We start from the raw sequence: 15,650 nt of genomic DNA, 5'->3' as shown, positions 1-15,650 counted from the left end.
TCTGCCATCCGGGATCGGAGCAGATCTTGGGCGGCCGACCACACCCGGGTGTGGCAGATGGCCGAAGATCGCGACAGAGGCTGAGAATTCCGGGTGAAGAGCCGCCCTCTCCGCAGCCGTTTCCGGCAGTCGCCGCGGCGATCTTGCCCGGCTGGCGCTCAGCGCTCTTTCCCGGGCCGGCAAACAACCGTCAGAGCCAGCCGAACGAACCCAGCTGACGCCCAGCGCTGCCTTCCGCGCCGGGAAGCAGCAGCCAGCGTCAGCTGAGAGGGCTCGGCTGACGGTCAGGGCTGCCTCCCGCGCCGGGAAGCAGCCGCCAGCGTCAGCTGAGAGGGCTCGGCTGACGGTCAGGGCTGTGTCGCGGGGCGGGAGGCAGCAGCCAGCGACAGCTGGGTTGGGCGCGACGGACCGCGCGGGTATGCCGGGCGGAACGAGGTGATCAGGTGGCTGGGGACGTGAGGGCTACTTGACGGCGATGGGGTTCACCGGGGAGCCGACGGCGCCGGTGATCGGGAGGGGCGCGGCGGTCAGCCAGAACTCGTAGACGCCGTCGGTGGCGCAGTCCGCGGCGAGCGCGTCCAAGTCCCACATCTCGCCGAGGAACAGGCCGATGTGTGGGATGGCGACCTGGTGCAGCGGCTGGAAGGCGTCGTCGAACTCGTTCGGGCGGACCTCGAAACCCCACGTGTCGGTGGCGATGGCGGCGATCTCGGTGCGGTGCAGCCAGTCGGCGGTGGTGAACGACAGGCCGGGGGCCGGCCCGCCCGCGTAGTCGCCCCAGCCGTCGCGGCGGGCGCGGGCGAGCTGGCCGGTGCGTACCAGGACGATGTCACCCCGGCCGATCGTGACGCCCTGCCGGTCCGCGGTGGCCTGGAGATGTTCCTCGGTGATGGCGAAGCCGTCCGGGAGGTCGCCGAAGTCCAGCAGCACGCCACGCCCGGCGATCACGTCGGCGACCGTCTCGATGCCGGTGCGGGAGTCGCCCAGGCTGGTCACCACTTCGGCCGCGGGGCGGCCGTTCCAGGCGATCCCGTGGTCGAAGATGTGGCCGAGCCCGTCCCACTGGGTGGAGCACTGCAGCGGCATGGCGATGACGTCGTCGGCGCCGCCGATGCCGTGCGGGAAGCCCTGGATGCCGGCGGCCGCGTCGGTGCCGGTGTCGAGCATGGTGTGCACCGGGTTGGTGCGCCGCCGCCAGCCTTTCTGTGGCCCGTTCGCGTCGAAGGACTGCGACAGCGAGAACGACACCCCGCGGCGCACCAGCGATGCGCCCTGCCTGCGCTTTTCCGGGGTCAGGAAGTTCATGGTGCCGCGTACGTCGTCCGCGCCCCACCGCCCCCAGTTGGAACAGCGTTTCGCCGCCGCCGCGATCGCACTCGACGGATCGGTGCGGTCGATCACGCGAACTCCCCCGCGACCCAGTCGGCGATGTACGTCTGCACGTGCGCGAAGTGGTCCAGCCCGATGTGCTCGGCCCCACCCTCGGCAGGCGTGAAGATCCGCAGTTCGCGACGAGGTGAGTTGACCGCCTGCTCGTAGGAGCGGTGCGCGTACTCCAGCGGGATCTGCCGGTCGTTCTCGCCATGGCAGATCAGGAACGGCACGGTGATCTGTTCGACCACCCCGTCCAGGTTCACCGCTTCAGCCTTCTTGATGAAGGTGTCCAGGTCGTCCTCGCCCCACACCCACAGCACGTGGTCCCAGTAGTGCGGGACCGGGTTCTCCCCCTCGCGCTCGAGCCGGCGCTTCTGCACCGCCCCCCAGTCGTGGTTCGCGCCCCAGGCCACGCAGAGCGCGAGCCGCTTCTCGAAGGCGGCAGCCCGCGGCGCGTAGTAGCCACCCAGCGACCACCCGATCAGGCCGATCTTCCCGGCGACGACATCGTCGCGGGTGAGCAGGTAGTCCACGCACGCCGCGGCCCAGTCCTCGGTCTCCACCCGGGAGGTGAGTCCCAGGAACCGCAGCGCCTCGCCACTGCCCGGGCAGTCGACCATCAGCGTGTTGATCCCCCGGGCCGCCATCTCGTGGGCGAAGCCGGACGCGTACATGTGCTCCTTGGTCGAGTCGAGCCCGTTCCACAGGATGATCGTCGGCGCCGGGCCATCGGTGGCCTTTTTGAAGTACGCCGGGAGCAGCGCGCCCTCGAACGGGATGGCGACCCGGGTGGTGGACGGGTCGATCAGGTCGAACGCCTTCTGCTGCAGGTCGAGCAGCCGCTGGTAGAACGCCTTGCGATCGGGCGACTTGGCGCTCTGCATCCGCTCGGCCTGGGCCAGGTAGTTGGTGGCCCGCTGGTACTTCTGCCCGGCGGTCCGCCGGTGCCCCGCCGCCTCGTCGGCCGCCGCCTGCGTGGCCAGGTCCTCCGCGACCGCGGCCCAGGACGCCATGAACTCCTTGGTCCCGACGTCGGAGCCCTGTGCGGCCAGCTCGCGGATCGGCCGGCAGGCGCGGTCCACCTCGTCGATCAGCCCGCCGCTGTTCAGGGTGGCGACGACGCCCAGGTTCCAGACGTAGTTGCCGGGAAAGTACTCGAACATTCAGTGCTGCCTTTCTGCACGGGCCCGCGCCGGGTCACGGCGGCGAACACCCGGAAGTTGATCGAAAGATGGTCCGGTCGCGACGCGGTTGGTGAGACTGCCGATGCCCTCGACGGTCAGGGTGACAACGTCGCCGTCACGCAGCGGCGGCGGATCCTGCCTGCCGTTGCGCCCCCACAGCTCGGCCAGGCAGCCGCCGTTGCCGACGGTGCCCGAGCCGAGCACGTCACCGGCCAGCACGCGGCTGTCCCGGGCGGCGTACACGAGCATGGTCTCGAAGGTCCAGCCCATGTTGCTGAGCAGGTCCCGCCCGACCTCGACGTCGTTGACCGTGGCCGAGCACCACAAGTCCAGGAAGCCGTCCTTTTTGAGAGGATCCAATTCGTCGGCGGTGACGATCCACGGGCCGAGCGTGGAGGCGAAGTCCTTGCCCTTGGCCGGCCCGAGGCTGACCTTCATCTCCCGGCTCTGCAGGTCCCGCGCCGACCAGTCGTTGAAGATCGTGTAGCCGAAGATCCGCTGGTCCGGACCGATCACCGCGGCGACCTCGAGCTCGAAGTCGCGGGCCACCGACGTGGCCGGGAAGGGCACCTCGTCGTCCGGGCCGAGCACGGTGTGCGGGTTGGTGAAATAGAAGGTCGGTGCGGCGTACCAGGCTTCCGGCACCCCCGCGGAACCGTCGATGCTGCGCCGGACCCCTTCGACATGCTCCTCGAACGCGACGAAGTCGCGGATCGAGCCGGGCCGCAGCGGCGCCAGCAACTGCACATCTTTCAGGGGTACGCCCGAAGCGGTCCCCCGCCCTGCCCAGCCGGTCTCGATGATCTCGAGCATGCCGGGGTCATCGAGGAACGGCCGCACCTGCTCGCCGTCGACGATGCCGGTCCGGGTCCGGCCCTCGTGCCGGAAGGTCGCGAGCCGCATCAGACCGGCGGCGCGACGAAGATGCCGCGGTCCACGTCGTTGAACGACTGCCGGGCGACGAACTCGTTCATCGGGTTCGCCGTCCCCCACTGGTCGCTGACCGCCGGGTCGGAGAAGTCGTAGAGGTGCGGGTGCCAGGTGTCCTCGTCGAGTTCCTCCAGCTCGGTGGTGTACTCGATGGTGTTGCCGTGCGGGTCGAGGAAGTAGCTGAAGGTGTTGTTGCCGGCCATGTGCCGGCCCGGGCCCCACACCTTCTCCACGCCGCCGCGCAGCAGCCGGCCGGTGCCGCGCATGTACTCGTCGATGCCGCGCATCTCGAACGACGCGTGGTGCAGCGCGACGTGCGGGCCCCGCGCGATGGCCAGGCTGTGGTGCCAGCGGTTGGTCCGCATGAACCACATCATCTCGCCCATCCGCGGGTGCATCAGGGTGTCCGAGAGAGCGAAGTTCAAATGCTGGTTGTAGAAGGCGACGGTCGCCTCCGGGTTCGGCGAGTTGATCACCACGTGCGAGAGCTTGACCGGTACGGACTCGCCCTCCTCCAGCTTGCGGTGCTGCCGGACCGCGACGTCGCAGGAGACCTCGACCGTGCGGCCGTCGATGTCGAAGAAGCGGAAGCCGTACCCGCCGCCGGGGGTCTGCAGCTTGCCGGGCTCGCCGACCAGTTGGACGCCGGCGCGGCCGAGGCGCTCGGCGAGCGCGTCGACGTCGGCCTCGTTCGCGGCGCCGAAGGCGATCAGGTCGAGACGCTTCTCGGCGGCCTTGCGCAACCGCACCGAGTACTGCTCCGGTGAGCCGGCCGCGGCCAGGAAGGCCAGGCCCTCGTCGGTGGTCTCGGCGTCCAGGCCCCACATGTTCGTGTAGAACTCGAGCTGCCTGTCGTAGTCCGGCACGGCCAGATCGACGTGGCGCAGGTGGGTGATCAGTCGTTCGTCGTTGCTCACAGCAGGTCCTTTCAGGCGGGCGAGGCGACCAGGTGCGCGATCCGGCCCATCAGGCCGGGTACGTCACCGCGCTCGTGGGCGAGCAGCCAGCGGGTCAGTTGCAGGGACGCCTCGACGACTTCGCGGGCCCGCGGGAGGCGGCGGCCGGTGAACTCGCTCCAGAGCTCGCCGGTGACCGCGTCCTCGCGCAGCAGCAGCTCGGCCAGGACCGAGGCGTCCTCGAGGGCCTGCGCGGCGCCCTGGGCGAGGGTGGGCGGGCAGCTGTGCGCGGCGTCGCCGATGACGACCACGCGGCCGCGGTGCCACGGGCCGTCCAGCACGTGGCTCTCGAAGGCGGTGTAGTTGACCGTCGCCGGGTCGGTGAGGCTGTCGCGGATCTCGTCCCACGGCCCGTGGTACGCCCCGGCGAGCTGCCGCATCGTCGCCAGCTTCTCGTCCGGGCTCAGGCCGGACCGGTCCTGGACGTCCTCGACCAGGTACGCGTAGATGCTGTCCGCGCCGGTCGGGCAGTACCCGGCGATGTAGGCGGGCCCGCCGTAGAACAGGTCGGTGCGGGTGACGCTCTCCGGGCGGCGGGTGAAGGTGCGCCAGATGCCCATGCCGACCGGCTGCGGTTCGCCGTCGATCCCGACCGCCCGGCGGGTCCACGAGCGCAGGCCGTCGGCGCCGATCACCAGGTCGTACCGGCCGGTCGAGCCGTCGTCGAAGGTGACGTCGCCGTCCTGGGTGAGGGCCGTCGGCCGGGTGCCGAACCGCACCTTCGCGCCGGCGGCGCCGGCCCGGTCGATCAGGATCTTCGCCAGGGTCGGCCGGTACATGCCGAGCGTCGCGGGCAGGTCCGGGCCGCCGGTACGGATGTCGGTCAGCTCGGCGATCAGGGTGCCGGCCGGGTCGGGAGCGCGCAGGCCGAGCGTGTCGAACTCGTACCCCTCGGCCTTGACCTGATCCCAGACGCCCAGCTCGCGCAGTACGCGCAGAGCGTTGCCCTGCAGGGTGATGCCGGAGCCGAGCGCGGAGACGTCGGGCTTGGCGTCGACCAGGTCGACGGAGACGCCGCCCTCGGCGAGCAGGATCGCCGCGGCGGCACCGGCGGCGCCGCCACCGACGACCAGAACATTACGAACTGCTGGCACGGCGGTTTCCCTTCTGTTTCCCTGTGACCGGTACCACTGTCCTTCGTCACAGGCCATCAGGGAAGTTCGAGTTAGTGATCCCAGCCATAGTCCCGGCTTATAGTGGCGGGATGGCAGTCGACCGGGTACTGGCGAATCTCGATCTGAACCTGCTCGTCACCCTCGACGCACTGCTGCGTGAACGGAACGTGACCCGGACCGCGGAATCGCTCGGGGTGAGCCAGCCGGCGGTCAGCGGCGCGCTCGGCCGGCTGCGGCGGCACTTCGGCGACGAGTTGCTGGTCCGCGTCGGCAACCGCTACGACCTCACCCCGCTCGCCGCCCGGGTCGCCGGCCTGACCGGGCCCGCCCTCGCCGGGGTGCGCCGGGTCTTCGACTCCACCGCCGAGTTCGACCCGTCCGGGCTGGACCGCGAGTTCCTCATCGTCAGCTCGGACTACGCCGCCACAGTCCTCGGCCCGCTGGTCGCCCGCCGGCTCGCCGAGGCCGCGCCGGGCGCCCGGCTGCACCTGCAACAGACCAGCCCGTACGCGGTGGACCACGCCGCCGAGACGCTGCGCTCGGCCGACGGGCTGTTCATCCCGCACGGGTTCGTGACCGGGCTGCCCTACCTCGACCTCTACGAGGACCGCTGGGTGTGCATCGTGGACGACAAACACCCCGACGTCGGCGACACCCTCACCCTGCCGCAGCTCGGCGAACTGCCCTGGGTGGCGCTGTTCAACGGCCCGACGGCGTTCGCCTCGGCGGCCCGGCAACTGCGCATGCTCGGCGTCGAGGCCCGGGTGGACGTGGTCGTCGACGGGTTCCTGCAGATGCCGTTCCTGGTCGCCGGGACCCGCCGGGTGGCGCTCCTGCAGGAACGGCTGGCGCGGCGGCTGGCCCCGGTCGCCGGGGTCCGGGTCCTGTCCTGCCCGTTCGACGTCGTGCCGGTGGCCGAGGCGTTCTGGTGGAACCCGATGTACCGCAACGATCCGGCCCACGTGTGGCTGCGCGAGCTCCTCACGAGCGCCGCGGCCGAACTACGTCATCAGCCCGGCTGATAGGCGGCATAACCGGATCCCCCTTCCGCGAATGACGGGTCACTGCACATAGTCATGGCCACCGCGTGTGACCTGGACCACCGGACCCCCTTTCGCTGGAAGGCTCTCCATGTCTGTCGCCACCTCCGCACCGCCACGCCAGGCCGGCCTGGCCCAGCTGGTGCTCCTCCTTGCCGGCAGCTGCCTGTCCGTCCTCGGCGCGGTGCTCATCGCGCCCGTGCTGCCGCAGATGACCGACCACTTCGCCGGCGTCGCGGGCGCCGACGTGCTGGTGCCGATCGTCCTCACCGTCCCGGCCCTGATCATCGGTCTCACCGCCCCGTTCGCCGGGGTCATCGCCGACGCGGTCGACCGCAAGCGGGTGCTGATCGCCGCGATGGTCGGCTACACGATCTTCGGGACCGCCCCGCTGTACCTCGAGTCGCTGCACGCCATCATCGGTAGCCGGGTCCTGGTCGGACTCTGCGAGGCGGCGATCATGACCTGCTGCACGACGCTGATCGCCGACTACTGGTCCGGGCCGAAGCGCAGCCGGTACCTCGGTCTGCAGACGCTGCTCTCGGCGGTCTCCGCGACGGTGTTCCTCGGCATCGGCGGCGCGCTCGGCTCGTCCGGATGGCGCACGCCGTTCTGGCTCTATTTCGCGGCGGTGCTGCTGGCCGTACCGATGGCGGTCATGATCTGGCAACCGGCGCGCGCGCCGCGCATCGGCAAGCTGGCGCCGATCCCGTGGCGGCAGCTGCGCACACCGTGCCTGGTCACGCTGGCCGGCGGGGTGGTCTTCTACGCCCTGATCGTCGAGCTGTCCTTCGTGCTGGACGAGGCCGGCGTCACCGCGACCGCCACCATCGGCGCGCTCAGCGCCCTGATGTCGCTGGCCACCGCGATCGCCGCGGGCTCGTTCGCCAAGCTCTCCGGGCAGACGCCGCGCACCCTGCTGCCGATCGCGTTCGGACTGTCGGCCGCCGGCCTGCTGGTGATCTGGGCCAACGGCGCGGTCCCGGTGATCACCGTGGGCGCGATCATCACCGGGGCCGGCACCGGTCTGCTGCTGCCGACCCTGCTGACCTGGGCCACCAACGGGCTCTCCTTCGAGCAGCGCGGGCGGGGTACGGGCCTGTGGACCGGAACGCTCTTCGTCGGTCAGTTCCTGTCGCCGGTGCTGATCACCGGGGTGGGCGCGGCGGTCGGCGGCCTGCGGCCGGCCCTCGGCATCCTCGGGATCGTCGTCGCGGTCCTGGCGGTCGCGATGCTCGCGGTCGTCCCGAAGGACGCCGCACCGCTGAACATCACCCAGGACTGACCGCCTCAGGCGGGCTGCGGAAGGACCCGGCCGGAACCGTACGAGGTTCCGGCCCGGTCGCGCTCCAGCCAGCCGGTCTCGACCAGCATCCGGCGCACCGCGGCCACGTCGTCGGCGACCACGGCGAGCCGCCGGTTCACCTCGTCCTCGGTGAGCACGCCGTCGACCGCGAGGAACCGGGCGAACAGCTCGCCGATCTGCTGGTAGCGCTCGCTCATGGTGGGCGGCAGGCTGCTCAGCCGGCCGTGCGCGAAATACGACTTCAGCTGCGGATAGTCCGCCAGCAGCGACCCCACCGGCTGCGCCCGGTCGAGGGCCTGGGCGGCCTCGCGCAGCACGTCACCCTTGGCCCGGAAGGTGCCGTTGCCGGTGCCGGTGGCCAGACCGGCGCCGACCAGCCGGCCGCAGAGCTCGCCCACCTCCGCTTTCGGCAGGTCGAGATGGATCGACAGCTCGAAGAGGGTGGCGCCGTCGTTCCCCGCCCGGACCAGCTCGGCGTAGGCCCGCAGCCGGGCCGGGTGGGACAACTGCATGAGGATCTCGGCGGCACGCGCGGCTTCAACGGACATCCCCACACCGTAGGCGCGCCGCCCGGGCCCGGCACCCGAATATCCGGCCGGCCGGTTTCCGCTGGTGACGGGCGGGTAATCGGTGAAGACCTCTCGGTTTGGCGACGCGGCGCAGGGCCGCGCCGTCCCGGCGCGAACCGGAGGCGATCATGAACATCCTGCCCCTCTCTGCCCTGATCGCGGTGGGCCTGGCGCCATCGGCCGCGGCTGCGGCGCCGGCCCAGGACGCGATCGCCCGGGTCTACGACGCGAACAGCCGGGTTCTGGCGGAGGCGTGGTTCCATTCCGCGACCGACAGCTTCGCGCTGACCAAGCGCACCGACCACGGCAGCCGGGTGTACCTGGAGTACGAGTACATCCGCAAGAACGGCACCGTGCAGGAGGCCACCCACTGGGGGTCGGGCACGGTCGGTGAGACCGTCCGGTTCGACCACAACTTCGGGGAGGGGCGCCGGGTGACGTTCCGGGTCTGCGTGCACGTCGAGAACTCGTTCGATCCGTGCAGCGGCAACGACCGGGAGAACTGGACCATCGGGCACGCGTGATCATGGGATTGACTTCAGTCGATCGTTAGGCAAGGCTGAGGCCACAGCACGCCGCCGGAGCCACGCGGCGCGCGGAGGCATGGGCACTTCCGCGCAGTCCACTTCTGCAGGCCGTCGCGCACGACGCGACGGTCCCGAGCTCACGGAGTGCTGAGCCCACATGTCCTCACCCGTACGTCGCAGGTATTTGATCTCAAGCATCGTCGCGGCCCTCGCCGCGGCTGCCGCCGTGCTCTTCGCACCGAGCACGCCGGCGGCCGCACACGGCAACGTGGTCGGACCGGCCTCCCGCAACTACGGTTGCTTCGAGCGCTGGGGTTCCAAGTTCCAGGATCCCGCCATGGCGACCGAGGATCCGATGTGCTGGCAGGCCTGGCAGGCCAACCCGAACGCGATGTGGAACTGGAACGGCCTGTTCCGCGAGAACGTCGCCGGCAACCACGAGGGCGCCATCCCGGACGGCCAGCTGTGCAGCGGCGGCCGCACCGAGGGCGGCCGGTACAACGCCATGGACACGGTCGGCGACTGGAAGGCCACCAACATCGGCAACTCGTTCACCGTGTCGCTGTTCGACGGCGCGCGGCACGGCGCCGACTACATCCGGGTGTACGTGTCGAAGCCGGGCTACAACCCGGTCACCACGGCATTGAAGTGGTCCGATCTCGAGCTGGTGAAGACCGTCCCGAACACCCCGGCGGCCAACTGGACCCAGCAACTGGCCAACGGTGTGCAGCAGGAGATCCCGGTGAGCGTGTCCGGGCGGTCCGGCCGGGCGCTGGTCTACACCATCTGGCAGGCCAGTCACCTGGACCAGTCGTACTACTTCTGCAGCGACGTGAACTTCGGCGGCAGCCAGCCGCCGACCTCGCCGTCGCCGTCCCCGTCGGTGTCCCCGTCGGTGTCCCCGTCGGTGTCCCCGTCGTCCTCGCCGTCGGCGTCGCCCTCCGCTTCGGTCTCGCCGTCCTCGTCCCCGTCCACGCCGGTCACCGGCACGTGCGGGGCGACCTTCGCCGTGACGTCGTCCTGGCAGGGCGGCTACCAGGGTGAGGTGAAGGTGACCGCGGGCAGCGCGGCGATCAAGAGCTGGCGGGTGCAGCTGACCTACCCGGGCACGCCGCCGGTCCAGCAGGCCTGGAACGCGACGCTGACCACGAGCGGCAACACGGTCACCGCGACCAACGCCGGCTACAACGGCGCGGTGGCGGCAGGAGCCAGCACCAGTTTCGGTTTCCTGGCCAACGGAGCTGCGGCAACGCCGACGCTCAGCTGCTCCGCAACTGTCTGACCCTCGCGCAGCCCGTTAAATTCAGTTACATTGATGTTAATGGGAGCGCTCCCAGTCCCCCGACACATCCCCAGCAGGAACGGAGGCAAAGCTAGACCGCGTGGTTCGGCTCCGTCCACGCACGTGCTGTGACTCCCGACGGGGAACGAGGCAGCCCCACCTCGTTCCCCGTCACTCCAGGCAGGGCTCCGGATAGGTGCCCACCAACTGCCCGTCCCGCGACTCCAGGCCGAGGAAACCGTCGGTCGAGTCGGTGAAGTGGTAGAACCGCAACACCGTGCCGTCCGGGTCCGCAATGTCCAGTCGCGGTCCGGCCGGTGTCTCCTCGATGCCGCTGTGCGCGACCCCGAACCGGGCACAGCGGTCGATCAGCTCGGCGAGCACCGAACGGCTGCCGGGCAGGAACGCGACCACGTCGAAGCCGCGCAGGTCGGGTGAGTTGGCGCAGACCGTACGGTCGCGCAGCGCGATGTTGAACCGGCCGAGCGGATCGATCAGCGCGGCCCCGCGGACCACCCCGTCCTCCCGGAACTCCGCCCACAGGCGCAGATCCAGCAGGTCGCGATACCAGGCGACGCTGCGGGCCAGGTCGGTCACCGGCAGCTTGACCTGCGCGATGCGATCGAGTCCGGCGATGCCGGCGGTCTTTGTGTCTGTCATGCGATCGACGCTAGGGGCGGCGGCGGGGACACTCCATCCGTGACCGTCCGCCGAACCACAGCGACCGTCTCGTGGATCTGCTGAGCACGATCCTGCGCGAGGCCCACTTCGCGAGCGCCGGATACCGGTGGCTCGAGTTCGGCACGCCGTTCCGGATCGGCTTCGACCGGCCTGGCCTGCGCGGCGTGCATCTCATCACCCACGGGCGCTGCGAATACCTGCTGGCCGGCGGCGACCCCGTGCCGCTCGGCACCGGCGATCTGGTGATCTTTCCGCGCGGTGACGCGCACGTGTTGCAGTCGCCCGGGGCCGGTACCGGGCCGGTGGTCGCGGGCTTCGAGCTGGCCACCCGGACGCCGGGCATCCGGGTGCGCGGCGGTGGGCCGGTCCCGGAGACCGTGGTGATGTGCGGGGCGTTCGTGATGGGCGAACCGGACCATCCCGCCCTGCGCGGGCTGCCGCCGGTGCTGCGGGTTCCGGGTACGGACGGACGGCCGCAACCCTGGCTCGTGCCGCTGGCCGAGGCCCTGGAGGCCGAGGCGCTCGACGGCGGGCCCGGAAGCGACCTGGTGATGGGGCGGTTGTCGGACGCGCTGCTGATCCGGGCGCTGCGCCGGCACGCCTCCGCCGGGCACGCGGGGTGGCTGGCGGGGCTCGCTGATCCGTACGTCTCGGCGGCGCTCGCGGCTATGCACACGGAACCCGCCCGGCCCTGGACGCTGGCCGCGCTCGCCGGTGTCGCGGGGCTGTCGCGGGCGGCGTTCGCGGCGCGGTTCACCGGACGGGTCGGTGAGCCGGCCATGCGGTATCTGCTCGCCTTGCGCATGCAGCGGGCCCGGAACCTGCTGCGGGACGAGCGGGTGACGGTCGCGGCGGTCGCCGGGCAGGTGGGGTACGGGTCGGAAGTCGCGTTCGCCGCGGCCTTCAAACGCGAGGTCGGTGTGTCACCCGGCGCCTACCGGAAAGCGGCCCTTCAGAACGCGCGGCTCTGAGCGCGCCGCTTCAACCGCGCGGCTTCAACAGCGCCGCCTCAACAGCGCGATGCGCGCCCAGCCCCGATGACAACAGGCTGTTGAACGAAGGCCGGCGGCGCGCCGTTGAGCCGCCGGCCTTCGTGGCCTCACCCCTTCGAGAGCGGCACGTCCAGGCGGGAAGCCAGCTCGTCGAAGGTGATTCCGAACGTCTGGGTGACCGTTACCCCGGATCGACCGAGATGGAACGTCGCCACCTCGGTGTAGACGCGGGTGACACAGGCCTTGCCGGTCAGCGGGTACGTGCACTCCGGCACCAGCTTCGGCTCACCGCTCTTGGTGAACAGCGTCATCATCACCCACACCTCCTTGGCGCCCACCGCGAGATCCATCGCGCCGCCCACCGCCGGGATCGCATCGGGCGCGCCGGTGTGCCAGTTGGCCAGGTCACCGCCGGCCGAGACCTGGAAGGCGCCCATCACGCAGACGTCCAGGTGACCGCCGCGCATCATGGCGAACGAGTCGGCGTGGTGGAAGTACGCCGCGCCGGGCAGTTCGGTGACCGGCTGCTTGCCGGCGTTGGTGAGGTCCCAGTCGGCCTGCTCGGCGGGGACCACCTCGCCCATGCCGAGCATGCCGTTCTCGGTGTGCAGGACGACCCCGCTGTCCTCCTCCAGGAAGCGCGCGATCGAGGTCGGCTGACCGATGCCGAGGTTCACGTAGGCGCCGGACGGGATGTCGCCGGCGATGAGCCGGGCCAGATCCTCCTTGCTGAGACTCATCGGGGGACCTCCACGAGCCGGTTCACGTAGATCGACGGGGTGACGACGTTCTCCGGGTCCAGCGCGCCGACCTCGACGATCTGCGAGACCTGGGCGATGGTGACCGCCGCCGCGGTCGCCATGACCGGGCCGAAGTTGCGCGCGGTCTTGCGGTAGACCAGGTTCCCCAGCCGGTCGGCGACATGCGCGCGGATCAGTGCCACGTCACCGCGGATCGGGTACTCCAGGACGTACTCGCGGCCGTCGATCGTACGCGTCTCCTTGCCCTCGGCCAGCATGGTGCCGACGCCGGTCGGGCAGAAGAAGGCGCCGATGCCGGCGCCGGCGGCGCGCATCCGTTCCGCGAGGTTGCCCTGCGGGACAACCTCGAGCTCGATCTTCCCGGCCCGGTAGAGCCCGTCGAACACCCAGGAGTCGGCCTGGCGGGGAAAAGAGCAGATCATTTTCCGTACGCGCCCCGCAGCCAGCAGCGCGGCCAGGCCGGTGTCGCCGTTACCCGCGTTGTTGCTGACGATGGTGAGGTCGCCGGCGCCGTGCTCGATCAGCGCGTCGATCAGCTCGACCGGCATGCCGGCCATGCCGAACCCGCCGATCAGGACGGTGTCGCCGTCCTTGACCGCCTCGACGGCGGCCCGGGCGTCAGAAATAGTGGTCTTCACACGTTCTCCAGGACGACGGCGAGGGCCTGACCCACGCCGATGCAGATGGCCGCGACGCCCCACCGCTGGTTGCGCTCGCGCAGCACGTGGGCGAGGGTGCCGAGGATGCGGGCGCCGGACGCGCCCAGCGGGTGGCCGATGGCGATGGCGCCACCCTTGGTGTTCACGATCTCCGGGTCGATGCCCCACGCGTCGACGCAGGCCAGCGACTGTACGGCGAACGCCTCGTTGAGTTCGACCGCGCCCACGTCGGACCAGCCGATGCCGGCCCGGCGCAGCGCCTTCTCGGCCGCCTCGACCGGGGCGAAGCCGAAGTCCTGCGGGTCGACGGCGTGCGCGGCCCGCCCGGCGATCCGGGCCAGCGGCTGGACGCCGAAGTATCCGGCGGCGCGTTCCGAGCCGAGCAGGACCGCGGCGGCGCCGTCGTTGAGCGGGGACGCGTTGCCGGCGGTGATCGTCCCCTCCTTGCGGAACGACGGCTTCAACCGGGCCAGCTTCTCGATGCTGCTGTCGGCCCGGATGCCCTCGTCGCGGGTCAGGTCGCCGACGGGAACCGTCAGATCGGCATAGAAGCCCTCGTCCCAGGCCTTGGCGGCCAGCAGATGCGAGCGTACGGCGAACGCGTCCTGCCGCTCCCGCCCGATCCCGTGCTTCTCCCCCAGCTGCTCGTTGCACTCCCCCAGCGACGCCGTCCACTCGGCCGGCATCTTCGGGTTGACCAGGCGCCAGCCGAGCGTGGTGGAGACCGCCTCCAGATTTCCGGCCGGGAAGGCACGGGACGGCTTCGGCAGCACCCAGGGCGCCCGGGTCATCGACTCGACCCCGCCTACCACGACGACCTCGGCGTCACCGGACGCGATGGCCCGCGAACCGATGATGGCCGCGTCCAGGCTGGAGCCGCAGAGCCGGTTCACGGTGCTCGCGGGCACGCTGGTCGGCAGGCCGGCGAGCAGCACCGCCATCCGGCCGACGTTGCGGTTGTCCTCGCCGGCGCCGTTGGCGTTGCCCCAGTAGACGTCGTCGATCCGGGCCGGGTCGAGGTCGGGGGCCTTGGCCAGCAGGCCGGTCAGGGCGGTGGCGGCCAGGTCGTCCGGGCGTACCTCGGCGAGCGCGCCGGAGTAGCGGCCGAACGGGGTCCGGGCGGCGGCGTAGACGAAGGATTCGGTCACAGGGACTCCTCAGCAAGGACACGTTGCGCGATGCGGAAAGCGGTGTTGGCGGCCGGTACGCCGCAGTAGATCGCGGTCTGCAGGAGCACCTCTTTGATCTCGTCGACGGTGAGCCCGTTGGTGCGGGCGGCGCGCACGTGCATCGCGAGTTCCTCGTGGTGCCCGAGCGCGACCAGGGCGGTCAGGGTGATCAGGGAGCGGCTGCGCCGGTCGAGTCCGGGACGGGTCCAGATGTCGCCCCAGGCGTACCGGGTGATCAGGTCCTGGAAGTCGCGGGTGAACTCGGTGGTGCCGGCGGTGGCCCGGTCGACGTGGGCCGCGCCGAGCACCTCGCGGCGCACCTTGATGCCGGCCGCGCGGTGCGCGTCGAAGTGCTGGTCCAGCAGGAACGCCACGATCTCCGGGGACTCGGCGGGGGCGAGGTGCGCGACGCCGTCGAGGACCACGAGCCGGCCGTGCAGAACGGCGTCGGCGATCGCGGCCAGGCCGTCCGGCGGGGTGGGCTTGTCGGCGGCGCCGGCCACGGCGAGCACCGGCGCGGCGATCTCGGCGAGCCGATCGCGTACGTCGAAGCTCGCCAGTGCCTCGCAGGCCCGCGCGTAGCTCTCGTCGTCGGTCGCGCGCAGCGCGTCCAGCAGGGGTTCGGCCACCGCGGGCGAACGGTCCACGAAGCCGGGCGCGAACCAGCGCTCGACCGAACCGGCGACCACGACACCGGTGCCCTCGGCGCGGACCAGCTCGGCGCGGTCGTGCCACATCTGCGCCTCGCCGATCTTCGCGCCGGTGCAGAGCAGCGCGGCGGCGGTGACCCGCTCCGGATGGTCGAGCAGCAGGTGCAGGCCGACGGCGCCGCCGATCGAGTCGCCGGCGTACAGGAACGAGGTGCCCGGCCGGATCCGGTCGGCCAGCGCGACCACCTCGCGAGCCAGGTCGGCGATCGTGTACGGGCCCGGCGCGGGGTCGCTGCGGCCGTGCCCGGGCAGGTCGAAACCGACCACGTGGTAGCTGCCGTAGAGCCGCTCGGCGCAGCGCGCCCAGAGCGTCTCGACGCTGGTCCCGACGGACGAGCCGAGCAGCAGCAGCGGCCGGTCCGGCGCCTCGGTGAAGGTGGTCGCGGTCAGCACGG

General features: G+C 71.1%; 16 protein-coding genes. 5 read left to right on the top strand and 11 right to left on the bottom strand.

What is annotated here, in order from left to right; translation table 11 throughout:
• Positions 1–462: 462 nt before the first annotated feature.
• From OHA21_RS01990 to OHA21_RS01970, 5 genes are read right to left on the bottom strand one after another with little or no spacing between them, the layout of a single operon-like run.
• On the bottom strand, positions 463–1,401 hold the full coding sequence (locus OHA21_RS01990; protein ID WP_328469497.1) for a cyclase family protein: 939 nt from the start codon (positions 1,399–1,401) through the stop codon (positions 463–465).
• Entirely contained in the window at positions 1,398–2,537 is a 1,140-nt protein-coding gene (locus OHA21_RS01985; RefSeq protein WP_328469495.1) for an alpha/beta hydrolase family protein, read from the bottom strand. The genes OHA21_RS01990 and OHA21_RS01985 overlap by 4 nt, the downstream gene beginning before the upstream one ends.
• Positions 2,538–3,461, bottom strand: a complete 924-nt coding sequence (locus OHA21_RS01980; protein ID WP_328469493.1) for a fumarylacetoacetate hydrolase family protein — start codon at positions 3,459–3,461, stop codon at positions 2,538–2,540.
• Positions 3,461–4,405, bottom strand: a complete 945-nt coding sequence (locus tag OHA21_RS01975) for a VOC family protein (protein WP_328469491.1) — start codon at positions 4,403–4,405, stop codon at positions 3,461–3,463. The genes OHA21_RS01980 and OHA21_RS01975 overlap by 1 nt, the downstream gene beginning before the upstream one ends.
• Positions 4,406–4,416: 11 nt before the next feature.
• Positions 4,417–5,538, bottom strand: a complete 1,122-nt coding sequence (locus OHA21_RS01970) for an FAD-dependent monooxygenase (protein WP_328469489.1) — start codon at positions 5,536–5,538, stop codon at positions 4,417–4,419.
• A gap of 110 nt (positions 5,539–5,648) precedes the next feature.
• On the opposite strand from OHA21_RS01970, the gene OHA21_RS01965 reads away from it, so the two are divergent.
• The gene (locus OHA21_RS01965) at positions 5,649–6,581 is read left to right on the top strand and encodes a LysR family transcriptional regulator (protein ID WP_328469487.1); all 933 of its coding nucleotides are present in this window, start codon (positions 5,649–5,651) and stop codon (positions 6,579–6,581) included.
• Positions 6,582–6,690: 109 nt separating this feature from the next.
• On the top strand, positions 6,691–7,884 hold the full coding sequence (locus OHA21_RS01960) for an MFS transporter (RefSeq protein WP_328469485.1): 1,194 nt from the start codon (positions 6,691–6,693) through the stop codon (positions 7,882–7,884).
• A gap of 5 nt (positions 7,885–7,889) precedes the next feature.
• On the opposite strand, the gene OHA21_RS01955 is transcribed toward OHA21_RS01960, so the two are convergent.
• Positions 7,890–8,453, bottom strand: a complete 564-nt coding sequence (locus OHA21_RS01955; RefSeq protein WP_328469483.1) for a DUF2087 domain-containing protein — start codon at positions 8,451–8,453, stop codon at positions 7,890–7,892.
• Between the two features lie 149 nt (positions 8,454–8,602).
• On the opposite strand from OHA21_RS01955, the gene OHA21_RS01950 reads away from it, so the two are divergent.
• Together OHA21_RS01950 and OHA21_RS01945 are read left to right on the top strand one after the other, a co-directional pair.
• Positions 8,603–8,998 carry a hypothetical protein gene (locus tag OHA21_RS01950; protein ID WP_328469481.1) on the top strand — a complete coding sequence of 132 codons (396 nt, stop codon included), beginning with the start codon at positions 8,603–8,605 and terminating at the stop codon, positions 8,996–8,998.
• Positions 8,999–9,158: 160 nt separating this feature from the next.
• Positions 9,159–10,283: a lytic polysaccharide monooxygenase gene (locus OHA21_RS01945; protein WP_328469479.1), complete on the top strand. Its 1,125-nt coding sequence runs from the start codon at positions 9,159–9,161 to the stop codon at positions 10,281–10,283.
• 171 nt (positions 10,284–10,454) lie between these two features.
• Here OHA21_RS01945 and OHA21_RS01940 read toward each other — a convergent pair whose 3' ends face one another.
• Entirely contained in the window at positions 10,455–10,943 is a 489-nt protein-coding gene (locus tag OHA21_RS01940) for a VOC family protein (RefSeq protein WP_328469477.1), read from the bottom strand.
• A gap of 71 nt (positions 10,944–11,014) precedes the next feature.
• Between OHA21_RS01940 and OHA21_RS01935 the strand changes: the two genes are divergently transcribed.
• Positions 11,015–11,935, top strand: a complete 921-nt coding sequence (locus tag OHA21_RS01935) for an AraC family transcriptional regulator (RefSeq protein WP_328469475.1) — start codon at positions 11,015–11,017, stop codon at positions 11,933–11,935.
• Between the two features lie 128 nt (positions 11,936–12,063).
• Here the strand turns inward: OHA21_RS01935 and OHA21_RS01930 are convergent, their stop codons facing one another.
• From OHA21_RS01930 to pcaDC, 4 genes are read right to left on the bottom strand one after another with little or no spacing between them, the layout of a single operon-like run.
• Positions 12,064–12,696, bottom strand: coding sequence for a 3-oxoacid CoA-transferase subunit B (locus OHA21_RS01930; protein ID WP_328469473.1), 633 nt, complete (start codon positions 12,694–12,696; stop codon positions 12,064–12,066).
• Positions 12,693–13,355 (bottom strand): 3-oxoacid CoA-transferase subunit A, encoded by a 663-nt coding sequence (locus OHA21_RS01925; RefSeq protein WP_328469471.1) that lies wholly within the window; start codon positions 13,353–13,355, stop codon positions 12,693–12,695. The genes OHA21_RS01930 and OHA21_RS01925 overlap by 4 nt, the downstream gene beginning before the upstream one ends.
• Positions 13,352–14,524 carry a thiolase family protein gene (locus OHA21_RS01920; RefSeq protein WP_328469469.1) on the bottom strand — a complete coding sequence of 391 codons (1,173 nt, stop codon included), beginning with the start codon at positions 14,522–14,524 and terminating at the stop codon, positions 13,352–13,354. Before OHA21_RS01920 ends, OHA21_RS01925 begins: the two co-directional genes overlap by 4 nt.
• On the bottom strand, positions 14,521–15,648 hold the full coding sequence (gene pcaDC, locus OHA21_RS01915; protein WP_328469467.1) for a bifunctional 3-oxoadipate enol-lactonase/4-carboxymuconolactone decarboxylase PcaDC: 1,128 nt from the start codon (positions 15,646–15,648) through the stop codon (positions 14,521–14,523). The genes OHA21_RS01920 and pcaDC overlap by 4 nt, the downstream gene beginning before the upstream one ends.
• Between the last annotated feature and the right edge of the window lie 2 nt (positions 15,649–15,650).

It is taken from the genome of Actinoplanes sp. NBC_00393 (genome assembly GCF_036053395.1).
Taxonomy (GTDB): domain Bacteria; phylum Actinomycetota; class Actinomycetes; order Mycobacteriales; family Micromonosporaceae; genus Actinoplanes.
This window is presented reverse-complemented; position numbering and strand designations above follow the sequence as displayed.

Excerpts from the sequence above, each read along its gene's own strand:
- OHA21_RS01940 (WP_328469477.1), bottom strand. The coding sequence starts at position 10,943 with ATGACAGACACAAAGACCGCCGGCATCGCCGGACTCGATCGCATCGCG.
- OHA21_RS01965 (WP_328469487.1), top strand. The coding sequence starts at position 5,649 with ATGGCAGTCGACCGGGTACTGGCGAATCTCGATCTGAACCTGCTCGTC.
- OHA21_RS01985 (WP_328469495.1), bottom strand. The coding sequence starts at position 2,537 with ATGTTCGAGTACTTTCCCGGCAACTACGTCTGGAACCTGGGCGTCGTC.
- OHA21_RS01960 (WP_328469485.1), top strand. The coding sequence starts at position 6,691 with ATGTCTGTCGCCACCTCCGCACCGCCACGCCAGGCCGGCCTGGCCCAG.
- OHA21_RS01980 (WP_328469493.1), bottom strand. The coding sequence starts at position 3,461 with ATGCGGCTCGCGACCTTCCGGCACGAGGGCCGGACCCGGACCGGCATC.
- OHA21_RS01945 (WP_328469479.1), top strand. The coding sequence starts at position 9,159 with ATGTCCTCACCCGTACGTCGCAGGTATTTGATCTCAAGCATCGTCGCG.
- OHA21_RS01930 (WP_328469473.1), bottom strand. The coding sequence starts at position 12,696 with ATGAGTCTCAGCAAGGAGGATCTGGCCCGGCTCATCGCCGGCGACATC.
- OHA21_RS01955 (WP_328469483.1), bottom strand. The coding sequence starts at position 8,453 with ATGTCCGTTGAAGCCGCGCGTGCCGCCGAGATCCTCATGCAGTTGTCC.
- OHA21_RS01950 (WP_328469481.1), top strand. The coding sequence starts at position 8,603 with ATGAACATCCTGCCCCTCTCTGCCCTGATCGCGGTGGGCCTGGCGCCA.